Source organism: Vibrio nitrifigilis, assembly GCF_015686695.1.
GTDB lineage: Bacteria > Pseudomonadota > Gammaproteobacteria > Enterobacterales > Vibrionaceae > Vibrio > Vibrio nitrifigilis.
The window spans coordinates 2404663-2428116 of sequence record NZ_JADPMR010000001.1; the positions used below are offsets into that span (position 1 = coordinate 2404663).

At 43.5% G+C, this 23454-nt stretch carries 12 protein-coding genes, 6 tRNA genes, 3 rRNA genes, 1 pseudogene and 1 riboswitch; of the genes and pseudogenes, 6 read left to right on the forward strand and 16 right to left on the reverse strand.

The features are described 5' to 3' along the window. Positions 1-58 precede the first annotated feature (58 nt). Together I1A42_RS10615 and I1A42_RS10620 are read right to left on the reverse strand one after the other, a co-directional pair. Positions 59-1165, reverse strand: coding sequence for an HDOD domain-containing protein (locus I1A42_RS10615; RefSeq protein WP_196123468.1), 1107 nt, complete (start codon positions 1163-1165; stop codon positions 59-61). After that, positions 1143-3158 (reverse strand): ATP-binding protein, encoded by a 2016-nt coding sequence (locus tag I1A42_RS10620; protein ID WP_196123469.1) that lies wholly within the window; start codon positions 3156-3158, stop codon positions 1143-1145. Before I1A42_RS10620 ends, I1A42_RS10615 begins: the two co-directional genes overlap by 23 nt. 210 nt (positions 3159-3368) lie before the next feature. Here I1A42_RS10620 and I1A42_RS25320 point away from each other — a divergent pair, with 210 nt between their 5' ends. The 3 genes from I1A42_RS25320 to mqo all read left to right on the forward strand — a co-directional run bounded on the left by I1A42_RS25320 (position 3369) and on the right by mqo (position 7184). After that, positions 3369-3782 carry a DUF2946 domain-containing protein gene (locus I1A42_RS25320; RefSeq protein ID WP_196123470.1) on the forward strand — a complete coding sequence of 138 codons (414 nt, stop codon included), beginning with the start codon at positions 3369-3371 and terminating at the stop codon, positions 3780-3782. 149 nt (positions 3783-3931) lie between these two features. Then, positions 3932-5230 carry a PepSY-associated TM helix domain-containing protein gene (locus I1A42_RS10630; RefSeq protein ID WP_196123471.1) on the forward strand — a complete coding sequence of 433 codons (1299 nt, stop codon included), beginning with the start codon at positions 3932-3934 and terminating at the stop codon, positions 5228-5230. Positions 5231-5630: 400 nt separating this feature from the next. Further along, positions 5631-7184, forward strand: a complete 1554-nt coding sequence (mqo, locus tag I1A42_RS10635; RefSeq protein ID WP_196123472.1) for a malate dehydrogenase (quinone) — start codon at positions 5631-5633, stop codon at positions 7182-7184. Positions 7185-7201: 17 nt separating this feature from the next. After that, positions 7202-7300: riboswitch (TPP riboswitch) on the reverse strand. Between the two features lie 98 nt (positions 7301-7398). Here mqo and crcB read toward each other — a convergent pair. After that, a pseudogene (gene crcB, locus I1A42_RS10640) lies at positions 7399-7782 on the reverse strand (fluoride efflux transporter CrcB). A gap of 716 nt (positions 7783-8498) precedes the next feature. On the opposite strand from crcB, the gene I1A42_RS10645 reads away from it, so the two are divergent. Next, positions 8499-9525, forward strand: a protein-coding gene (locus tag I1A42_RS10645) for an IS630 family transposase (RefSeq protein ID WP_196123473.1) whose coding sequence is annotated in 2 segments (ribosomal slippage) — positions 8499-8948 and positions 8950-9525 — 1026 coding nt in all. Because the reading frame shifts where the segments join, the coding sequence is not laid out codon by codon here. Between the two features lie 81 nt (positions 9526-9606). Here the strand turns inward: I1A42_RS10645 and I1A42_RS10650 are convergent. The 12 genes from I1A42_RS10650 to I1A42_RS10705 form a co-directional block, all read right to left on the reverse strand. Continuing rightward, a tRNA-Trp gene (locus I1A42_RS10650) sits at positions 9607-9683 on the reverse strand. A gap of 59 nt (positions 9684-9742) precedes the next feature. Beyond that, positions 9743-9819, reverse strand: a tRNA-Asp gene (locus I1A42_RS10655). A gap of 52 nt (positions 9820-9871) precedes the next feature. Next, positions 9872-9987, reverse strand: a 5S ribosomal RNA gene (gene rrf / locus I1A42_RS10660). A 113-nt stretch (positions 9988-10100) separates the two neighbouring features. Continuing rightward, positions 10101-12990 (reverse strand): 23S ribosomal RNA (locus I1A42_RS10665). Between the two features lie 296 nt (positions 12991-13286). Next, positions 13287-13362, reverse strand: a tRNA-Ala gene (locus I1A42_RS10670). 20 nt (positions 13363-13382) lie between these two features. After that, a tRNA-Val gene (locus tag I1A42_RS10675) sits at positions 13383-13458 on the reverse strand. Positions 13459-13486: 28 nt separating this feature from the next. Beyond that, positions 13487-13562, reverse strand: a tRNA-Lys gene (locus tag I1A42_RS10680). 1 nt (position 13563) lies between these two features. Beyond that, positions 13564-13639, reverse strand: a tRNA-Glu gene (locus I1A42_RS10685). Between the two features lie 68 nt (positions 13640-13707). Beyond that, positions 13708-15260 (reverse strand): 16S ribosomal RNA (locus tag I1A42_RS10690). Together the 16S, 23S and 5S rRNA genes with 6 tRNA genes alongside form the textbook arrangement of a ribosomal RNA operon. 428 nt (positions 15261-15688) lie before the next feature. Then, complete coding sequence (gene hemG / locus I1A42_RS10695; RefSeq protein ID WP_196123824.1) at positions 15689-16216, reverse strand: menaquinone-dependent protoporphyrinogen IX dehydrogenase; 528 nt, start codon at positions 16214-16216, stop codon at positions 15689-15691. Between the two features lie 5 nt (positions 16217-16221). Further along, positions 16222-17679, reverse strand: a complete 1458-nt coding sequence (locus I1A42_RS10700; RefSeq protein ID WP_161155716.1) for a TrkH family potassium uptake protein — start codon at positions 17677-17679, stop codon at positions 16222-16224. Positions 17680-17714: 35 nt separating this feature from the next. Next, a complete protein-coding gene (locus tag I1A42_RS10705) occupies positions 17715-18338 on the reverse strand; it encodes a YigZ family protein (RefSeq protein ID WP_161155714.1) in 624 nt (207 codons plus the stop codon). Positions 18339-18525: 187 nt separating this feature from the next. Between I1A42_RS10705 and fadB the strand changes: the two genes are divergently transcribed. After that, positions 18526-20721: a fatty acid oxidation complex subunit alpha FadB gene (gene fadB, locus I1A42_RS10710; RefSeq protein ID WP_196123474.1), complete on the forward strand. Its 2196-nt coding sequence runs from the start codon at positions 18526-18528 to the stop codon at positions 20719-20721. Between the two features lie 12 nt (positions 20722-20733). Then, positions 20734-21897, forward strand: coding sequence for an acetyl-CoA C-acyltransferase FadA (gene fadA / locus I1A42_RS10715; RefSeq protein WP_196123825.1), 1164 nt, complete (start codon positions 20734-20736; stop codon positions 21895-21897). A gap of 59 nt (positions 21898-21956) precedes the next feature. Here fadA and glmU read toward each other — a convergent pair whose 3' ends face one another. Beyond that, a complete protein-coding gene (gene glmU / locus I1A42_RS10720) occupies positions 21957-23321 on the reverse strand; it encodes a bifunctional UDP-N-acetylglucosamine diphosphorylase/glucosamine-1-phosphate N-acetyltransferase GlmU (RefSeq protein WP_196123475.1) in 1365 nt (454 codons plus the stop codon). Positions 23322-23454 lie beyond the last annotated feature (133 nt).

The following is a 23454-nucleotide window of genomic DNA, read 5'->3' on the forward strand; positions in this document are numbered from 1 at the left end:
ATGAATAGCGATATAGTATCTGATTCACGCTGAAAGGGTTAAATTACTTTGGTTATACCTACAATTGTGCAAGTGTTTCAGTTAATTCAAACTTATCCACCAGCTCAACATTCACTGTTTCGCCATTAGCGATCTTTTTCGCAATATACAAAGCCGTCGTAAACGAATAGGGTTGCTCTAGCACCAACTGCTCGTTATTTTGGTTAAGCACACTTTCAATGATAGGCGAAGGGAACGCCCATAAATGCAGCAAATAGGCACCGAGTTGCTCCGAATTGGTATTAAATAGGTGCTCTTCTAAATGGCGAAAGTCATGTTTTTCACCACCAGAGGTTAAATACTTTTTCATTAGTTCTGGCAAAATTAAGGTGCGAACAAATTCACCTATTTGATGTAAAACACCGATGAGAAACCCTGTATTGCTCTCTCCTTGCGGGGCGAGTTTTGCCGTAAGGTTCGCAACAATTAAACTGTGTTGGCGTAAGTTTTCTAACGCTTTACTGGGTTTATGTTTATCCCCCACATAAAGTTCCAGCATGGCAACAATATTTACCACTATTTGGGTTCCGAGACGATTCAGCGCACCTTCAACACTGTTTATTTCGCTCTTGCCACGAAAAATGGCATTGTTGGCGATCTGAATTAATTTGGCACATATCGCGGGGTCGTTTTGAATAACATCAGCGAGATCTTGGATTGAAGACTGCTCATCTTCGAGCATCACTTTTACTTTTTGGTACAAGTCTAGTGTTACCGGAAGTGAGGTTATTGTCCCAATAGCATTTTGAATCAGACGATCCGGAAAACGTTCTAACATGTTAGAAATACGTTGAATTTCCGCTTTCAGCATCGATGTATCGCAAGGCTTCATAAAAGCTTGATGGGCATAAAACCCGCCTCTTACTGTCATTTGTGGGTCAGCGTACCCAGAAAGTGAGGCACGTATTATCCAAGGGTATTTTTGACTGACCTCTTCCAACAACTGCGAACCATCCATTTGCGGCATCATCATGTCCGAAATAATCAAATCACACTCTTCATAGGCCAGCTTTTCTAATGCTTCTTTACCGCTATTTGCCGTTATTACTGAGCAGTCCGCGCTAAATAATGCTCGACGTAACCCATTTAAAACGAGTTGATCATCATCCACTAATAAGATTTTCATCCACTTTATCCATCGTCTGGTGACCATCGTTAATTATAAGAGGCAGTTTTATCGTGAAGGTGGTTTTTACTCCCACTTGAGATTCTACGTTTATTATTCCGTTATGTTTATCAACAATTGTCGAGTAAACATGACTTAATCCCTGCCCAGAACCTTGACCCACCTCTCTTGTGGTAAAAAAGGGATCAAATATTCTATCAATAATGTCCTCGGGTATTCCTACCCCATTATCCGTAATGGTAATAACAGCATGATGCTTTGAACGCCAGGTCTTGAGTGTGATAACCCCTTGAAAATCTGTACGATTCGTTTTTTGATCCTCAATCGCATGAATCGCATTCGACAGCAAATTCAACACCACTTGGTTGAATAAATCTCGGTAACATGGAACCGAGCTTAACTCATCACTCAATTCCGTATTCACAACAGCTTTACCATTCCATTGAGAGCTTGCCACCGTAATCGTTGCACGAATTGCTTCGGTTAAATCAATATATTGCAGCCGTTCTTCACTGGGATTAGTGAACGATTTCATCGCCTTGACGATACTGTTGACTTGCTTCATCCCATCCAGTGACTGCTCAACCGCTTGAGGTACTTCTTCGATAATAAACTTCAATTCTGGATCATTAAGGAGTGAAATCACTCTGTTTTGATAAGTGTGTGGATCTTGAATGTCACGTTCACTCGGTTGTAATAATCGATGCGTGTGTAACAGCCGTTCAAATCCTTCTTTCAAAAAGGTGATGTTATTTGTCACGTATTGGGCTGGAGAATTTATCTCATGAGCAACACCCGCCGATAGCTGGCCAATAGATTCCATCTTGTGCGTGCGCCGTAATTGTTGCTCTAACGACAACTGTTCAGTGATATCACGAATCAAAAGCGTGAATAACGCGTTATTCCCCTCTTGAACACTCATTCGCGACAAAGTAAATTCGCATGGGAATTGGGTTCCTTGATAAGTCATCGCCATGGTACGAATATGGCTTAAGTCGCTTAAACCACTGTAAGTTGGGCTAACCATATTGTTGATATCAAAGCTTGGTAAGATGGCTCTTAACCGCAATTTACTGATGGGGACATTCGTCAATCCAAGCAATGTTTGCCCTACTGGATTAATACTCAGCACATCGCCTTGACTATTAATAATCAGCAATCCATCCATAAAACTATCGATGATGTCCTTTTCTCTCGACACCAACCGCTCTGTTACTTCTGAATCCTGCTGAATTTGCGATAACGTGGTCAGACTAAATAAAATCATCAGGATGAAAAAGGCCATCACCAATGCGGTCATGGCGATCGCATCATTGTGAAAATGGATCACATTACCTTTAACAAGATCGCCTGAAACATGGAATTGCAAAGAAAACAGCGCGGTATAAGGCAAAATGAAAATAGCCCCACCAAGAATACCGCCAATAACCACTCGCGACCTTAACGTCTGATGAGCCCGATTAGAAATTAACGACAACGAAATGGCTGTCAGCAGAAAGGTGCCACCTAGAGAGGTCAATAAACCACGTATGTCAATGTCACCTTCACCGGGCAATTCCAGCGCTTGTCTCGCTGCCAAAAGCATAGCGACCATACCGGACGTAAAGATAAACGCAGCAAATATGGTATCTGACAAAGTTCGTTGCTCTTGCTGCAATAAGCCAAAGGTAAGCCAAGAACTAATGATCGGCATAATAATCGAAGCAAAGAGTAAAATGGGGTGAAACTGAACATTAATAGGTACATCGATCGCAAGTAAACAAATATATTGTGTTACCCAAATTCCGGTGCCTAATAACACACTACTGATAAGACGCCATTTCGGTAAGGTATTCATATGTTTGGTTATCCAAGCACCTTGTAAAATGCTTAAACCACCAAAAGCGGCAAGAACAGATAACAGTAATGAAATTAATACCAAATATTGATTAAAGTGCCATTCCAAAGGGACGATCTGTGCACTATTCAAAGCCTGTTCATGCCATAATTCCACACCATGCTCCTCATCGCTAAAAGCGGGTTACGCCCTAAGACTAAGCGTTGATAAAAAACACAATAATAAGTCAGACAAGTGTAGTACAAGATCGCGAAGATCAACTCGGCCTACCGACGATCTTTTCCCACCGCCCTTACAGACAAAAACTCGCTTAAATGTAGCGCATATGTTATAAATCCGCACAATTAGAAACATTGAGATTGTAAGTTGTTAACAAGCAAGCAAATTCACAAGCATCAAAATAGATGGGTATGGCTACCAATTTGCGCCATTCTCCTTTTATATATAGCGCCTGTGGTCTCAATGGTTACCACCCTCTCTAGCGCGCATCAATGTGCTGAATACCAACAGCAAAAGGCAATACACCTCACGGTATCTAAGACCTCGATGACAATGCAGACCGACCATCATCAAGGTTGGTGTCATTACTGCGATTTACAAAGCACATTACACGCCGCTTTTTTCCACTACCCCACTATAAAATACTCCGCGCCGATAGTGCGGGTTAGCTCACTGGCAACAGTACATTCTCTCCCCGCCCAAGCCCCCCAATATCGCTATCGTTCTAGAGCCCCCCCCCCCCCCGCCACACAATTTTGTATAACTAGGCCTTTAGCCTAGTCAGCATTAACTGGCACAGGTATCTCAATGGAATTTGAGACAGACCAACTCACCTAGCCACTTGGCTAGCATTCAATCAAATTGGCTTAACGACACTTTGATCAAAAGTGCCGTGATTTCGCCTATGCATAAATAATGAATCGCTCAAAATGAACCAGCACTCTGATTTGATAGCGTTTATACGCCGCCTACATTTTTATATTGGCTTTTTTATTGGCCCATTTATTTTTATCGCCGCCTTAACGGGCACCTTGTATGTACTAACACCACAATTGGAAGGTTGGGTGTATCATCATGAATTAACCGCCCCAGCTCAAGGCAAGGTTCAACCACTTAGCACACAAGTCAATGCAGCACTGCAGTCGCTTGATAAACCATTAACTATTAAGTCTGTTCGTCCGGCGCCTCAGCCCGGAGATACCACACGAGTACTCTTTCGTGACCCTACGTTAACAAAATATCGAGCCCGTACCGTGTTTGTTGATCCCGTATCGCTTGAAATACGTGGAACGTTAGCCAGTTATGGTACAAGTGGTGTATTGCCGCTGCGAATTGCCATTGATTTTATGCACAAAGATTTATTGCTTGGTGATGTCGGAAGGTATTACAGTGAATTAGCAGCCTCTTGGATGTGGATAGCCGCATTGGGTGGCATTATCTTGTGGTGGCGACAGAAGGCCCCCAAACGTCGCACTAAGTTCAACACCTATGCCCGTCATCGTCATAATCACAGCCGAATCGGTATATGGATAAGCCTTGGACTCCTGTTCTTTTCTGCAACGGGATTAACTTGGTCTAAATGGGCCGGCGCTAATATCGCCCAATGGCGTCACACCATCGGTTGGGTAACTCCTACTCCTAGCCGTCACATCCCACAGGCTAAAGCCGTACCAGTGACGATTCAAACGGAAAAGTTTGATGAAATACAGGCAACAGCGCGACATTTTGGTATTGATGCCAATAAAATTGAGATCGTTCCAGCCTACCAAAAGAACCAAGCATGGATGGTAAAAGAGATTGATCGTCGTTGGCCAACACAAGTCGATTCAGTCGCAATTAATCCACAAAATTTGTCAGTGATCAGCCATGCCGAGTTTGAGAAATTCCCTCTAGTCGCCAAGCTAATTCGCTGGGGTATCGATGCCCATATGGGCGTTCTTTTTGGCCTGATAAATCAGATCATTTTGGCTCTGTTTGGCATTTCTCTTTGCTGTATTATCGTTTTCGGCTACGCCATGTGGTGGAAAAAACGACCACAAGCCGGCAATGGTTTTACACCATTACGTCAAGCTTGGGCTCCACTTTCAATACCAATAAAGTGTCTGATTGCGTTAACAACTTTGGTATTAAGTTTGGCACTTCCAGTGCTTGGAATCAGCGTGATTTTATTTTGTGTTTTTGATGTTATTCGGTGGCAGTTAACGTCTGTTAGGGCTGAGCTAGTTTAATATCATGAGCTGTGACAAAAAAAAGGCACATTAAGTGCCTTTTCTTATGTTAAGAATAAGTGATAAATATCGCATTTGTGGTGTGTGTCAATGTAAACAGCATTAATAAATTCGTAACCACTTGTTACTGGTTTTGATGGTGGTATATTGACTTGAAGTTCCTGCAGCAAATTTTGACGTAGAACAAAAAGCAGCAGTGAATTTACCCACATGAAACACAGACTCGATGCTCTTACTTCCTCCGAAACAACATCCGGCGGTTTTCATAGTTGAACATCATTATATTTAGCGATTGATTATTGCATCGCTTTTTGACGTGTGTCTTACGGGTAAGTTTGGACAAAAAAAGTAGCGGACAGGTTTAATTCGAACATTAGCAAGTGAAGAGATGTAATCCCCAATGAAAAATGTAACTGGTCATAATGGATTGAACCAGCAAGATTCTGACGCAAAGGAAGACGAGCTGGCAGACGTAGTTCTTATCGGTGGCGGCATAATGAGCGCAACCTTAGGAACTTTGTTAAAACAATTAGAACCTAATTGGAAAATTGAATTATTCGAACGACTAGGCGATGTTGCTCTCGAAAGTTCAAACGGCTGGAATAACGCTGGTACTGGTCATTCTGCGTTGGCTGAGGCTAACTACACCCCTGAACAGAAAGATGGTCAGATCAATATTGATAAAGCCATCGCTATTTATGAACAATTCCAAATATCTCGTCAATTTTGGGCCTATTTAACCGAGCAAGGTTGGCTGAATAATCCATCTGAATTTATCACCAGTGTCCCACACATGAGCTTCGTTTGGGGCGACGATAATGTGAACTTTTTACGCAAGCGTTATCAAGCACTTCACCGTAGCCCACTTTTTGATGGTATGGCTTACTCTGAAGATCCAGAACAAATTGCTTCATGGATTCCAGAAGTGATGGCTGGGCGCGATCCAAAGCAAACCATCGCTGCGACTCGTATGCGCATCGGCACTGATGTAAACTTCGGTGAACTCACTCGCCAAATGATCACCCAACTAAAAGATAGTGCTGGCTTTAACTTACATCTCAATCACGAAGTTCGCGATATTGAACGTTTAGCAGATGGCTCATGGTCGATAGCCGTTGCGGATGGTAACCAACATAACCAAGTTCGCATAGTTAAAGCCAAACATGTCTTCATTGGTGCCGGCGGCGCTTCATTACGCCTACTACAAAAATCTGGCATTCCTGAAGCGAAAAATTACGCAGGATTTCCAGTTGGCGGACAATTTTTAGTCACAACGAATCCTGACGTTGTGCAAGCACACAGCGCGAAAGTCTACGGCAAAGCTTCTGTTGGCGCACCACCAATGTCCGTACCACATATTGATACTCGAGTTATTGATGGCAAGCGTATGTTGTTGTTTGGGCCCTTCGCGAGCTTTTCCAGCAAGTTCCTTAAAAATGGTTCTCTGACCGACCTGTTCAAATCATTAACGCCATACAACATGGTTCCCATGGCTCAAGTTGGCGTACATAATTTCAACTTAGTCAAATACTTAGTTGGGCAACTACGTCAAAGCGATGCTGATCGTCACCAAGCACTGTGTGACTTTTTCCCACAAGCTAAAGCCAATGATTGGACACTATGCCAAGCAGGTCAACGCGTACAAATCATTAAAAAAGAGCCTGGGAAAGGTGGCCAACTACGTTTAGGTACCGAGTTAGTAAGTTCTAGCGATGGTAGTTTAACCGCGTTGCTCGGCGCATCACCTGGCGCATCGACTTCTGCTGCGATTATGCTTAATTTGCTTCAGCAATGTTTTGGTGAACAGATGGCAAGTGATTCATGGCAAAGCAAGATCCAAGAAATGATTCCATCATTTGGTCGTTCCTTGCATGATGATCCAGAACTCAACCAACAAGTTCTACGCCAAACCAGTGAGGTACTTGGATTAGAGCACCATCTTGGCGAGAAATAGTAATAGAGCATTTCTGAGATGTGTCTTCTCTTGTTCCCTTCGCAGGTTCTAGCCTGATCAGGTTCAACGGATCCCGAACTAACGGTCTCAGCCATATGGCACTCCGACAAGTGAATTTTATTATATGCAAGCGAATTAAATACACAAAGGCCTTCTCTCATTGAACAACAAAAATGAGAGAAGGCCTTCAATTTAACATTTTATTTAAATAAACTTAAGAACGCAGTAACCACTGATAGCCAACATAAGCCGCTGAGATACTGAATAGAACATTCAACAACACATTGAAACCTAGTTTAATGAATGCACCCTGCTCAATCATCAAGACGTTATCCATAGAGAACGTTGAAAATGTAGTTAACGCTCCTAAGAAACCCAGACCAACTACCTGACGCCATGGGTATGGAGCTAACCATTCGTTCTGAAAAACATGCCATTAAGATTCCCATAATAAAAGAACCAATAATGTTGACCGATAGAGTGCCGTAAGGAAATGCTCGTCCAACATGGTAACGGTCCACTCAGAAATTAAATAACGAGAACAAGCACCAAATGCTCCGCCTATAGCAATAAACAGCAAAATAGATATTTGAGTCATATCGAAATCCACATAGTAATATTTGCTTACTATTGTAAACAAAAAATCGCCAATGCTAAGAAATAAGTACAAAAATCATCACTTTCATTTACCACTAATCCTACCGAAAGAATAGATAATTAAAAAAGTTACAGTAGTCACTTATATCCGAATAAAAGTAGAATTGCTATAACGGGTAGATAAGACAGTAAAGTTCAGCATGATCAGATTTGTCTTTCAAAACCAAATCAAAAGAACGAAAACTATAACAAAATAATCTCTGTCTCACAGTGGCTCAAGTTACATACTAAGGGGTAATAATATCTATCGAGCCAAACGATAAAAGAAGCCCAGTATTCTTATAGAACCGTAATTTAATGGCCTAAGGATCCACTTAGTTGAAAATCCTACTCTCTATATTTGACTGGGGCAAAAAGCCAGAAACAAAAAAGCCTCAGCTTTTACTGCTGAGGCTTAAAACTATTACAGGGAGGAGATACAGAAACTCACCTATCTTGGCACTCCAGCTCCCGACACAGGCTTTTTAAGCTCAAAATAAAAAGCCCTAGCTTTACTCCTAAGGCTTAAAATTACTCGGCCGGCATTCCGGAGATTCGACTGGACGGCAGTCCAGCAGCCAAGATACGCAACTCCATTAGTCAGATAACGAGTAGCTCTATCACTTATACCAATCGCACTAATTTTATGATCTAATATCAGCTTCGATAGGAGCTGATATGAACCCCCCTGACTTCCCAAAACTTATTCGTGAAACATCCGATGCGAGGATGCGTACGAGACTTCTTGCTATATCTCATTTCGTGGATGGAAAAAGCCGCACTGAGATCGCCAAATATTTAAAAGTCAGCCGTACCAGTGTCAATAACTGGGTTGCGACTTATTTAAAGAATGGTGTTGAAGGTTTAGTAGAAAAGCAGCATACAGGCCGTCCTCCACGACTGACTGAAGATCAGCTATCTCTGTTAAAGCTGTACATCACTTCCAATGCGATTAAACCTGAAGGTGGAAGACTACAAGGGACTGATATTATTGAATTCATCCATGAGGAATTTGGCCTATCTTACAGCTTATCAGGCATCTATAAGATATTGAGAAAGCTTAATTTAGTTTGGATAACCACTCGTTCAAAGCACCCAAAGCAATCTGTAGAAGCGCAAGAAGCTTTTAAAAAAATTCCCAATAGAAACGATCCTTAAGATCCCTGGGCATGTTGCTTTAAAAGATGTTCAAATCTGGTTTCAAGATGAAGCCAGATTTGGCCAGCGCAACACAACAACCCGAATCTGGGCAAAAAAAGGGACTCGTCCTAGGGCGGTACAACAACAGCAATTTGAGTATGCGTACTTATTTGGAGCGGTGTGCGTTAATACCGGAGAAACTGAAGCTATTGTTGTTCCTATGAGCAACATGGAAGCAATGAAGGAACAACTCAGACTCATTTCTCAATCAACCCCCACAGGCAAACATGCTGTCGTCATCATGGATCAAGCCAGTTGGCATCAAAGCTATCTAGCGGATTCATTCAAGAACTTGACTGTCATTCATCTACCTCCTTATTCACCCGAACTCAACTCAATAGAGCAGGTATGGAGTTGGTTGCGTCAGAAAGAAATAGCCAATAGGTGTTTTGAATGTTACGACGATATTGTCGACAAGCTGTGTAGTGCTTGGAATTGTTTTTGTGCAGACAAAAGCAGAGTCATTTCGCTCTGCTTTAGAGATTGGACCATATTGACCAGTTAATTAGTGTGATTGGTATTAGGAGCAATTCACCATGATTCAGATGTAAAAAAAGCCTTAGCATTGCTGCTAAGGCTTCAATTATGGCAGGGGTGGAGAGATTCGAACTCCCAACACGCGGATTTGGAATCCGCTGCTCTGCCAATTGGAGCTACACCCCTAAAACATTAAATTTTTTATATGAAAAAACCCCAGTCTAAGACTAAGGCTTTTAAATAAGTGGCGGAACGGACGGGATTCGAACCCGCGACCCCCGGCGTGACAGGCCGGTATTCTAACCAGCTGAACTACCGCTCCGCGAAACTGGTTTTTACCGTAAAGTGTCTAACACTCTACCGTTTAATTTAAAGCCTGGCGATGACCTACTCTCACATGGGGAAGCCCCACACTACCATCGGCGCGATTTCGTTTCACTTCTGAGTTCGGCATGGGATCAGGTGGGTCCAAAATGCTATGGTCGCCAAGCAAATTCTTTGTTGTTACCGCTACGCAGCAACAATTAATTCAGAAAGCTGTCGTTCTCACACAATCAAGTGTGTCTCTATATCGAGTCCGATACAAAACCTTTTTGGTGTTGTATGGTTAAGTCTCACGGGCCATTAGTACAGGTTAGCTCAACGCCTCACAACGCTTACACACCCTGCCTATCAACGTTCTAGTCTCGAACAACCCTTTAGGACGCTTATAGCGCCAGGGAAGACTCATCTCAGGGCTCGCTTCCCGCTTAGATGCTTTCAGCGGTTATCGATTCCGAACTTAGCTACCGGGCAATGCGTCTGGCGACACAACCCGAACACCAGAGGTTCGTCCACTCCGGTCCTCTCGTACTAGGAGCAGCCCCCTTCAATCTTCCAACGCCCACGGCAGATAGGGACCGAACTGTCTCACGACGTTCTAAACCCAGCTCGCGTACCACTTTAAATGGCGAACAGCCATACCCTTGGGACCGACTTCAGCCCCAGGATGTGATGAGCCGACATCGAGGTGCCAAACACCGCCGTCGATATGAACTCTTGGGCGGTATCAGCCTGTTATCCCCGGAGTACCTTTTATCCGTTGAGCGATGGCCCTTCCATTCAGAACCACCGGATCACTATGACCTGCTTTCGCACCTGCTCGAATTGTCATTCTCGCAGTCAAGCGGGCTTATGCCATTGCACTAACCTCACGATGTCCAACCGTGATTAGCCCACCTTCGTGCTCCTCCGTTACTCTTTGGGAGGAGACCGCCCCAGTCAAACTACCCACCAGGCACTGTCCTCATCCCCGATAAGGGGACCAAGTTAGAACATCAAACATACAAGGGTGGTATTTCAAGGTCGGCTCCACAATCACTAGCGTGACTGCTTCATAGCCTCCCACCTATCCTACACATGTAGGCTCAATGTTCAGTGCCAAGCTGTAGTAAAGGTTCACGGGGTCTTTCCGTCTAGCCGCGGGTACACTGCATCTTCACAGCGATTTCAATTTCACTGAGTCTCGGGTGGAGACAGCGTGGCCATCATTACGCCATTCGTGCAGGTCGGAACTTACCCGACAAGGAATTTCGCTACCTTAGGACCGTTATAGTTACGGCCGCCGTTTACCGGGGCTTCGATCAACCGCTTCGAGTTACCTCTAACAGCATCAATTAACCTTCCGGCACCGGGCAGGCGTCACACCGTATACGTCATCTTACGATTTTGCACAGTGCTGTGTTTTTAATAAACAGTTGCAGCCACCTGGTATCTGCGACTCTCAATAGCTCCAAGAGTAAATCTCTTCACCGTCAAGAGCGTACCTTCTCCCGAAGTTACGGTACCATTTTGCCTAGTTCCTTCACCCGAGTTCTCTCAAGCGCCTTGGTATTCTCTACCCGACCACCTGTGTCGGTTTGGGGTACGATTCCTTACAATCTGAAGCTTAGAGGCTTTTCCTGGAAGCATGGCATCAATGACTTCATCACCTTAGTGACTCGACATCGTGTCTCGGCCTTAGAGGAAACCGGATTTACCTAATTTCCAAGCCTACGCACTTGAACCTGGACGACCGTCGCCAGGCCCACCTAGCCTTCTCCGTCCCCCCATCGCAATTGTAAGAAGTACGGGAATATTAACCCGTTTCCCATCGACTACGCTTTTCAGCCTCGCCTTAGGGGTCGACTTACCCTGCCCCGATTAACGTTGGACAGGAACCCTTGGTCTTCCGGCGTGGAGGTTTTTCACCCCCATTATCGTTACTCATGTCAGCATTCGCACTTCTGATACCTCCAGCAGACTTTACAATCCACCTTCAACGGCTTACAGAACGCTCCCCTACCCAATACCTTAAAAGGCATTGCCGCAGCTTCGGTTTACAACTTAGCCCCGTTACATCTTCCGCGCAGGCCGACTCGACTAGTGAGCTATTACGCTTTCTTTAAATGATGGCTGCTTCTAAGCCAACATCCTAGCTGTCTAAGCCTTCCCACATCGTTTCCCACTTAGCTGTAATTTGGGACCTTAGCTGGCGGTCTGGGTTGTTTCCCTCTCCACGACGGACGTTAGCACCCGCCGTGTGTCTCCCGGATAGTACTTACTGGTATTCGGAGTTTGCAAAGGGTTGGTAAGTCGGGATGACCCCCTAGCCTTAACAGTGCTCTACCCCCAGTAGTATTCGTCCGAGGCGCTACCTAAATAGCTTTCGGGGAGAACCAGCTATCTCCGAGTTTGATTGGCCTTTCACCCCTAGCCACAGGTCATCCGCTAATTTTTCAACATTAGTCGGTTCGGTCCTCCAGTTGATGTTACTCAACCTTCAACCTGCCCATGGCTAGATCACTCGGTTTCGGGTCTATATCCAGAGACTGGGCGCCCAGTTAAGACTCGCTTTCGCTACGGCTCCCCTAAACGGTTAACCTTGCCACTGAATATAAGTCGCTGACCCATTATACAAAAGGTACGCAGTCACCCCATAAAGAGGCTCCTACTGCTTGTACGTACACGGTTTCAGGTTCTATTTCACTCCCCTCACAGGGGTTCTTTTCGCCTTTCCCTCACGGTACTGGTTCACTATCGGTCAGTCAGGAGTATTTAGCCTTGGAGGATGGTCCCCCCATATTCAGACAGGATATCACGTGTCCCGCCTTACTCGATTTCACCACAAATACGTTAACGGTTACGGGGCTATCACCCGGTATCGCGTGCCTTTCCAGACACTTCACCTGACGCATAAATGGCTTAAGGGCTAATCCGGTTTCGCTCGCCGCTACTACCAGAATCTCGGTTGATTTCTTTTCCTCGGGGTACTTAGATGTTTCAGTTCTCCCGGTTCGCCTCTTTAACCTATGTATTCAGTTAAAGATAACTGCTTATGCAGTTGGGTTTCCCCATTCGGACATCGTAGACTCAAGTGGCTCTTACTGCCTCATCTACGCTTATCGCAAGTTAGTACGTCCTTCATCGCCTCTGACTGCCAAGGCATCCACCGTGTACGCTTAGTCACTTAACCATACAACCCAAAAAAGTTTTGGGTTGATGAACAAGTCACCAAGGTTGTCTGCATTTTTATACATGTTGCAGACTCGATATTGCCGGACTCAATTTTGAATACTTACTACTTAAAGTAAGCTTCCCAAGAACACTTGAATGTGTGTTGGTTATCTATCAATGATAGATAATTGAGAACTTTCACAAACATTCTAAAAGAATGTTTTGTCAGCTTTCCAAATTATTAAAGAGCAAAGATTCACTTTCTATAAAGAAAGAAACCATTTTTAAGAACACTTAAGTAAATGCGCTTAAAGATGGTGGAGCTATGCGGGATCGAACCGCAGACCTCCTGCGTGCAAGGCAGGCGCTCTCCCAGCTGAGCTATAGCCCCATCGTATCCAACAAGAAAAGTGGTGGGCGATACCGGGTTCGAACCAGTGACCCCCTGCTTGTAAGGCAGGTGCTCTCCCAACTGAGCTAATCGCCCACATTATTTGATTTCCTGTGGAAGGAAATGGTGGGTCGTACAGGATTCGAACCTGTGACCAATTGATTAAAAGTCAACTGCTCTACCAACTGAGCTAACGACCCATGGTATCCCGTAGGGGAGTCGAACCCCTGTTACCGCCGTGAAAGGGCGGTGTCCTAGGCCTCTAGACGAACGGGACACTAAGATACTCTTTGCTTTCTAAACCGTATCAATCTGTGTGAACACTCATCGCAATAATCTTATCGTTAAGGAGGTGATCCAGCGCCAGGTTCCCCTAGCGCTACCTTGTTACGACTTCACCCCAGTCATGAACCACAAAGTGGCAAGCGTCCCCCCGAAGGTTAAACTACCTGCTTCTTTTGCAGCCCACTCCCATGGTGTGACGGGCGGTGTGTACAAGGCCCGGGAACGTATTCACCGTAGCATTCTGATCTACGATTACTAGCGATTCCGACTTCATGGAGTCGAGTTGCAGACTCCAATCCGGACTACGACGCACTTTTTGGGATTCGCTCACTTTCGCAAGTTGGCCGCCCTCTGTATGCGCCATTGTAGCACGTGTGTAGCCCTACTCGTAAGGGCCATGATGACTTGACGTCGTCCCCACCTTCCTCCGGTTTATCACCGGCAGTCTCCCTGGAGTTCCCGACATGACTCGCTGGCAAACAAGGATAAGGGTTGCGCTCGTTGCGGGACTTAACCCAACATTTCACAACACGAGCTGACGACAGCCATGCAGCACCTGTCTCAGAGTTCCCGAAGGCACCAATCCATCTCTGGAAAGTTCTCTGGATGTCAAGAGTAGGTAAGGTTCTTCGCGTTGCATCGAATTAAACCACATGCTCCACCGCTTGTGCGGGCCCCCGTCAATTCATTTGAGTTTTAATCTTGCGACCGTACTCCCCAGGCGGTCTACTTAACGCGTTAGCTCCGAAAGCCACGGCTCAAGGCCACAACCTCCAAGTAGACATCGTTTACGGCGTGGACTACCAGGGTATCTAATCCTGTTTGCTCCCCACGCTTTCGCATCTGAGTGTCAGTATCTGTCCAGGGGGCCGCCTTCGCCACTGGTATTCCTTCAGATCTCTACGCATTTCACCGCTACACCTGAAATTCTACCCCCCTCTACAGTACTCTAGCCTGCCAGTTTCAAATGCTATTCCGAGGTTAAGCCCCGGGCTTTCACATCTGACTTAACAGACCACCTGCATGCGCTTTACGCCCAGTAATTCCGATTAACGCTCGCACCCTCCGTATTACCGCGGCTGCTGGCACGGAGTTAGCCGGTGCTTCTTCTGCAGCTAACGTCAAATGATGAGACTATTAATCTCAACACCTTCCTCACTGCTGAAAGTACTTTACAACCCGAAGGCCTTCTTCATACACGCGGCATGGCTGCATCAGGCTTGCGCCCATTGTGCAATATTCCCCACTGCTGCCTCCCGTAGGAGTCTGGACCGTGTCTCAGTTCCAGTGTGGCTGATCATCCTCTCAGACCAGCTAGAGATCGTCGCCTTGGTGAGCTCTTACCTCACCAACTAGCTAATCTCACCTGGGCATATCCTGACGCGAGAGGCCCGAAGGTCCCCCTCTTTGAGCCGAAGCTATTATGCGGTATTAGCCATCGTTTCCAATGGTTATCCCCCACATCAGGGCAATTTCCCAGGCATTACTCACCCGTCCGCCGCTCGACGCCGTTAACGTCCCCCGAAGGTTCAGTTAACTCGTTTCCGCTCGACTTGCATGTGTTAGGCCTGCCGCCAGCGTTCAATCTGAGCCATGATCAAACTCTTCAATTAAAGTTTTTTGTGGCTCAATGAATACTGAATAAATTGACTGTGCCAAGACCGAAGTCTTGATTGGTCACTCAGTTCATTGAAACCAATTGGAAACCGAAGTTTCTCATTTGATTATCATCAACGAGTGCCCACACAGATTGATAGGTTTAAATTGTTAAAGAGCTCGCTTTCAGATTTCATCTCAAAGCGGACGGACATTCTAGCGACTTAAGTTTCAGTGTCAACCACTTTTTTCAAAAGTTTTTTCATCAAATTTGATGAACTTGAATGCCCTACTGATAAACGAAGACTTTGTTGCATCCCCGTGTCAGTGAGGGCGCATTATAGGTAAGCGAAGAAAAATGGCAATAGTTTTTTTGCCATTTTTTCTATGTTTCTTACTGTTCGGATAAAAAAGAGACAAAAAGGGTCAAATTAGATGGTTTTGTTTACATTTCTTTAAATCTATTAGCAAATAATTTCACTTTATCCCAATTGGTATACTCTATTTCTTTCGTTGTATCCGTTTCCCCTTTAGTTAAAGTCATTATCAATCGAATCATCATCTTATCGAACCAACCATAACGCGGGTAATATAGGGCACCAGCAAAAACACCGATTAATTCTGGCTGCCAAGGGGATTTTTTCAAAAACGTTTTTATATAAACACTACCTTCAGGCGTATCTTTCCCTTCCGCCTCTTTTCTAGCAGTTAGATTCACACAAAAGAATGCCGAGTTAGCCTCTTCTAATTGCGATTGATAGCGCTCAATAAATTGGTAAAGCTTTTTGTTTAAGTGCCCATATCGGATCGAAGCACCGATCAGTACTTTGTCATAAATAGAAAAGTCTAATGTTTCTACTTTATGTAAGTCGATAATTTCATACTCATGTTCAGAAACCTGTTCAGCAATAGTATTAATGATCTTTTTTGTCTGGCCTTCTCGGCTTGAGTATAAATATAGTATTTTCAAAATAACCTCTAACTACGCCAAAACGTGGGGGTAAATAATATCAAGAGAGTAAATACTTCTAACCGTCCAAATAGCATACAAAGAATCAAAATCCATTTTGCAGTATCGTTCACATTCGCAAAATGAACCGACACCTCACCTAAACCAGGACCTAAGTTGTTCAATGTGGCTGCAACTGCAGAAAAAGCGCTTAATTCCTCCATGCCCGTTGCTATCAGAGCAAGCATACATATGACAAACACTAAGGTATATGTCGCAAAAAAACCCCATACCGCATCGACGACTCTTTGTGATAATGCCACTCCCCCTAGTTTTATCGGGTAAATAGCTCGTGGGTGCACTAATCGTTTCAGTTCCCTAGACCCTTGTAACGTAAGCAGCAGTATACGAATAACCTTCATACCACCACCGGTAGATCCTGCACATCCGCCAATAAAAGAAGAAAAAAGTAATAATACAGGTAAGAAAAGTGGCCAATCTGAAAAACCTGAAGTAGTAAATCCTGCGGTAGTTGAAATAGAAACTGTTTGAAACAGAGCCTGATTCAAAGCATCCAATAAAGACGAATAAGTATTGTGATTAAACAACACTAAAAAGCAAACTAGGAATAAAACGAGCTGTATGAAGAGAAAAGCGCGAAATTCTCTATCTTTCCAATAATAGCGGAGGTTAACGCCTCCAGTAGCGAACGCTGCATAGTGTAAGGTAAAGTTACAGGCAGATATCAATAAAAAAACAACTGTAATCATATTAATAGTGTGACTGTTGAAATACCCCATACTGGCATCATGTGTAGAAAACCCTCCAATGGCTATCGTAGAAAAACTGTGACAAATTGCATCAAAGAATGTCATTCCAGCTAACCAATAGGCCGCCGCGCAAGCGATCGTTAAACTTAAATAGATATACCAAAGAGCTTTAGCCGTTTCTGCTATCCGAGGAGTCACTTTAGTATCTTTAACTGGACCAGGAATCTCTGCTCGATACAGCTGCATTCCACCAATACCAAGAACTGGCAGTATTGCCACTGCTAATACAATGATCCCCATACCACCAAACCATTGAAGAAACTGACGATAAAATAAAATAGCTTTGGGTAAAGCATCGAGTCCAACGATAACAGTCGCGCCCGTGGTGGTTAACGCAGAAAAGGATTCAAAAAATGCGTTAGTAATAGAAATTCGTGGGTTGTCTGAAAGCCAAAATGGCATCGCTCCTGCACTACCAATAACAACCCAAAATAACACTACGATAAGGAATCCATCACGAGATTTAAGTTCATATTTATGACGGCGGTTAGGAAACCAAGCGAAGGTTCCCAACATAAACAAAATAAAGAAGGTAGATACAAACGGTACACCCGCACCATCTCGGTATATTAAAGCAACTAAAGCAGGTGCCAACATTGTGGCACTGAACAGGGCGAGAAGTAACCCGACAATACGGATAATAGAACGAAATTGCATTACTGGACGTTGACCAAGCTTAAGCTTGTTGCTTCCTATGTTTGTTCTGGGTGAGTTATGATAACTTTAGCCCCGCTTTTATTAATTAGCGTTTGGGTAAAAGATTCAACTTGCAAATATTCTAATTCAATAACAAAAGCTACTTTTTCACTATAGTCAGCTTCTACTTCAATTGCTTGAAACTGCACCATAATTGATTGAGTCAAAGGTACTAATGCGTAGTCTAGCTCTAGGAAAAGACGAGTGGTTATTTTTTTCTCAATAGTTTGAAGTAACTTAAGTGCTTGTTGTACTCCGCCACCATAGGCCTTAACTAAACCTCCTGTTCCCAACCGAATGCCACCATAGTAACGAGTGACTACCGCTGATAACTCCCCAACATTTGAACCTGTTAACTGTGCCAATATAGGCTTTCCAGCTGTTCCTGATGGCTCACCATCATCACTAAAACCCCATTTCATTGAATCTTGAGGTCGACCGGCGACAAACCCCCAGCAATTATGGCGAGCATCGTTATGCTTTGCTTTGATAGAGTCAACAAAGGCTTTAGCTTCTTCTATTGATGGGGTATGGGCTAAATAAGTGATAAAGACACTTTTTTTAATCTCTTCTTCAAATCGAACCGACTGCGCAGGAATCAAATATGGCTGAACGTTCATAGTATTCTTAAAACAAAAGGAAAGGAGACAGTTTATCACGTGAGCTAAGTGAGTGATAAAGCGTAAATGTTAAAAAAATGTTGAATTTAAAATTGCCAAACTCTTATTTGCCATACACACTAAGGTTACTGGTCGTACCAGGATTTTGTATTGTCGCTTCCATCGAAGCCAAATACGGAGAAAGATCATGCTCTACCAAACCAGCAACCTATACCTAAAAGCAAGAGATAACCATATTGTAGAACTGTGCTTTTCCTCTAAGAGCTCAGTCAATAAATTAGATTTACAAACTCTACAACACCTCGATGAAGCACTAGATATTCTCCACCAGCATAAAACTGTAAAAGGGCTAATAATCACGACAGATAAAGATTCTTTTATAGTAGGTGCAGACATCACCCAATTTCTGAGCCTTTTTACTCAACCAGAAGAAGTTCTCAGCTATTGGTTAGTCTATGCCAATAGCGTATTTAATAAACTAGAGGACTTACCATTTCCTACCATTTCAGCGCTAACGGGACATGTACTAGGTGGAGGATGTGAGTGTGTACTCACTACTGACTTCAGAGTTGGAGATACAACCACTAATATTGGATTACCAGAAACAAAACTCGGCATCATTCCAGGTTTCGGAGGAACAGTAAGACTTCCTAGATTAATCGGACCAGATTCAGCAATGGAGGCGATTACGCAGGCAAGGACTTACTCTGCATATGAAGCACTAAAAATAGGTATTCTTGACGCAGTAACTACTCCAGAACACTTATTTACCTCAGCGTTAACCACGCTTAATGAAGCGATAAGTCATAAACTAGATTGGAAAAAAAAGAGGACGGTAAAGTTATCTCCTTTGGCATTGAATCACACCGAGCAATTACTCAGTTTCACTATTGCCAACAGTCTAGTTACCCAAAAAGCTGGCGCCCATTACCCTGCCCCAAAAACCGCTGTTAGTGTGATACAACAAGCAGCTCAATGCCATCGACCAAATGCATTAGAAATTGAACGTAATGCCTTTATCAAATTAACTCAAACACCCCAAGCTCATGCCTTAATTGGAATATTTCTAAACGATCAATCAGTTAAAACAAAAGCAAGAAGAATGTGCTCTGCTCAAATAACCGAGCCCAGTCATATCGGTGTGGTAGGAGCAGGGATAATGGGAGGCGGTATTGCCTATCAAGCAGCGAGTCACAACAACACTGTACAGCTTAAAGATATCAATCAAGAAGCACTCAATATAGGTCTAGCGCATTCAGCGAAGCTACTAACGACTCAATGGAAACGAGGAAAAATAGATGAAAACCGCCAAGCTGATGTTCTTAATAAAATAACCGCAAGTTTGAGTTACGATACATTCGATAATGTCGATACTGTGATAGAAGCTGTCGTCGAAAACGCTAACATTAAGAGTACGGTACTAAAAGAAATCGAATCTCATGTTTCTACTGATACCATCATCACTTCAAATACCTCCACTATTCCAATTGAACAACTGGCTCTGTCGCTAAATCGTCCTGAACGTTTTTGCGGTATGCATTTTTTCAACCCTGTACATAAAATGCCTCTCGTTGAAATTATCCGAGGAAAACAAACTAATGAAGCAACAATAAACCAGATAGTTAGCCTGGCATTACAATTAAACAAATCTCCAATTGTTGTTAATGACTGTCCTGGTTTTTTTGTTAATCGAGTCCTATTCCCTTATCTAATGGCATTTCGGTTACTTCTTAAAGATGGAATAGATTTTGTCTTAATCGATAAAGTGATGGAGCAAGAATTTGGCTGGCCGATGGGACCTGCTTGGTTACTGGATATTGTTGGTATCGATACAGCTTATCACGCCCAAACTGTCATGAATCAAGGTTATCCTGACCGATTCAAAGAAATAAAAGATGACGTAGTAGCACTATTATTTGAACGCCAATGGCTAGGGAACAAAACTCAACAGGGATTTTATTGTTACTCTACTGACAAGAAAGGGCACCCTATTAAACAGCCTAACCCTGAACTAATCGAATTATTATCCACCCAACCACATAACAAAGATCACAACGAACAAATGATCATCGATAGAATGATGATACCGATGATTAATGAGTCCGTTCTTTGTTTAGAGCAAAATATTATATCCACAGCTGAAGAGATCGATATGGCACTCGTTTATGGCTTGGGATTTCCACCTTTTCGAGGAGGACCATGTCGTTACCTAGAAACGATCGGCATTGACAATTACTTAAGATCAACACAACCCTATCAACACTTAGGCCCTTTATACATACCACCTAACCATTTAATACAAATAAATAAAAGTGGGAAAACCTTCTATTCACATCATTATCAATCTCCTCTTCCTGAGCCATTAGAGAAGAAAGATCATTAGGAGGAAAACATGATGAACAGAATTGTGATCGTTGATTGTCTGAGAACCCCGATGGGACGCTCCAAAAATGGATCTTTTCGTAATATTCGCGCAGAAGATCTTTCTGCACACCTAATGCATGGGATCTTAACAAAATATCCACAGCTTGATCCCACTCAGATCGAGGATATTTATTGGGGATGTGTACAACAAACGTTAGAGCAAGGCTTTAATATAGCAAGAAACGCCGCACTATTAGCAGGACTACCACATACTATTGCCGCTGTATCTGTGAACAGATTATGTGGTTCATCAATGCAAGCGCTTCATGATGCCACGAGAGCAATTATGGTGGGTGATGCCGAAATATGTTTAGCCGGTGGTGTAGAACATATGGGACATATTCCGATGACTCATGGCGTCGATTTACATCCTCAACTTAGCCACCATGTTGCTAAAGCATCTGCACTGATGGGTATAACGGCTGAAGTTCTGGCTAATCAATTTAGTATATCCAGAGAAGACCAAGATATATATGCGCTCAATTCACATCAAAAAGCAGCAAATGCTGCGGACAATGGTTTCTTTAATCAAGAGATTCTCCCCATTCCCGGACATAATAACGACGGAGCGTTAGTCTCTGTACAAACGGATGAAGTTATTCGATCTGATGCATCTTTTGAACAATTACAATCATTACCTCCTGCATTTGATCCCAAAGGAAGCGTTACTGCGGGAAGCTCATCGGCATTATCAGATGGAGCATCAATTATGTTGCTCATGAGCGAAAATAAAGCAAAACAGCTAAAACTACCAATTAGAGCTTATATAAAATCAATGGCCGTCGCTGGATGTGAGCCTGCAACCATGGGGCTAGGCCTTGTACCAGCGACACATAAAGCCCTGAAACGCGCCCATTTAAATTTAAAGGATATTGATGTTATTGAACTCAACGAAGCATTTGCCGCACAGACCATCGCGTGCATTCAGTCTTTTAAGTTAACTCCTGAAGATGTCACCAACAAACTTAATATCAACGGAGGAGCTATTGCCCTTGGCCATCCTTTGGGATGTTCTGGAACTCGCATCTGCACAACACTCATCAATGCATTAGAACAAAAACAAAAACGCTACGGATTAGCCACAATGTGCATTGGTTTAGGACAAGGAATTGCAACGATATTTGAACGGCCTTAATTGTGATGTAACGATTAAAAAAGGTCGCATAGAGCGACCTTTTTTAATAATGAATGAAACTACTTTTTCTTAACGGGACGCTTCCAACCAGAGATACGGCGCTCTTTAGCGCGAGTGATGACTAACTCACCATCATTAGTAATATCTTTAGTTACTGTGGTGCCAGCACCTATTGTAACGCCATCAGCGACACGGACAGGCGCCACGAGTTGGGTATCTGAACCAACAAACACATCATCGCCGATGATCGTTTTATGCTTGTTTGCACCATCATAATTACAAGTAATCACGCCTGCGCCTAAATTAACTCGTTGACCAATTTCAGCATCACCCACATAAGTTAAGTGGTTCGCTTTAGAGCCTTCACCAATACGCGCATTTTTTACTTCAACAAAATTACCAACATGGGCATCATTACTTAATTCAGCACCAGGACGAAGACGAGAGAAAGGACCGACAGTGCATTTTTCACCTACTGTGGCATTTTCAATCACACTGTATGGACGAACAAGGGTGTTGTCATCAATTTCGCAATCAGTTAACACACAGCCCGCACCGATAACCACATTATCACCAAGAGTCACTTTACCTTCGATGATCACATTCACATCGATCTCGACATCTTTACCGCATTGCAATTCACCACGAAGATCAAAGCGAGAAGGATCTCGTAGCATCACACCTTGAACCAGCAGTTTATTGGCTTGCTCTTGTTGATAAATACGCTCTAATTTTGCCAGTTGCACACGATCGTTCACCCCTTCGACTTCACTGTCTTGTACTGGGTGAATAGATTGAATTAAGCGACCTTCCTGATGAGCAGCAGCAATAATGTCGGTAAGGTAGTACTCGCCTTGCGCATTATCATTCGTTAAGCCAGATAACCAACGTTTCAAATCACGACCATCAGCAACCATAACACCGGTATTAATCTCTTTAATCGCCTTCTGCTCTTCTGTTGCATCTTTCTGTTCGACAATAGCAACAACAGAGTCATTTTCACGTACGATACGGCCATAACCCATCGGGTTATCCATCACAACAGTCAACAAACCAATACCACCAGCAGGTTGACCATCTAACATTCGCTCTAGCGTCTGTTCGGAAATAAGTGGCACATCACCGTAAAGAATCAATACTTTTTCGTCATCAGCAAAATGAGGCGCAGCTTGATTAACCGCATGGCCAGTACCAAGTTGCTCAGCTTGTAATACCCAATTTACCGATTCATTAGCCAACGACTGCTGCATTAAATCGCCACCATGGCCGTACACCAAATGGATATTTTGTACGCCTAAGCCTGAACATGTATCAATGACATGTTTCACCATGGGTTTTCCCGCTAATGTATGCAGTACTTTTGGCAAAGCTGAATGCATTCGCGTGCCTTTACCGGCGGCAAGAATCACTGCGCTAAATTTCATGAAGTTCCCTACGATGTTGCAAAAAGAAAGATGCTGAACATTCTAGCGGTTTACGTACAGAGAGTTAATTTTTTGCCGTCAAATTTCATTAAAAAATAAATAAAAAAGGCGACCAAATGGTCGCCTTCTCTTT

Coding starts and splice junctions, on each gene's coding strand:
- I1A42_RS10630 (WP_196123471.1), top strand. CDS start 3,932: ATGAACCAGCACTCTGATTTGATAGCGTTTATACGCCGCCTACATTTT.
- mqo (WP_196123472.1), top strand. CDS start 5,631: ATGAAAAATGTAACTGGTCATAATGGATTGAACCAGCAAGATTCTGAC.
- I1A42_RS10705 (WP_161155714.1), bottom strand. CDS start 18,338: ATGAACGTTCAGCCATATTTGATTCCTGCGCAGTCGGTTCGATTTGAA.
- glmU (WP_196123475.1), bottom strand. CDS start 23,321: ATGAAATTTAGCGCAGTGATTCTTGCCGCCGGTAAAGGCACGCGAATG.
- fadB (WP_196123474.1), top strand. CDS start 18,526: ATGCTCTACCAAACCAGCAACCTATACCTAAAAGCAAGAGATAACCAT.
- I1A42_RS10615 (WP_196123468.1), bottom strand. CDS start 1,165: ATGAAAATCTTATTAGTGGATGATGATCAACTCGTTTTAAATGGGTTA.
- I1A42_RS10700 (WP_161155716.1), bottom strand. CDS start 17,679: ATGCAATTTCGTTCTATTATCCGTATTGTCGGGTTACTTCTCGCCCTG.
- fadA (WP_196123825.1), top strand. CDS start 20,734: ATGAACAGAATTGTGATCGTTGATTGTCTGAGAACCCCGATGGGACGC.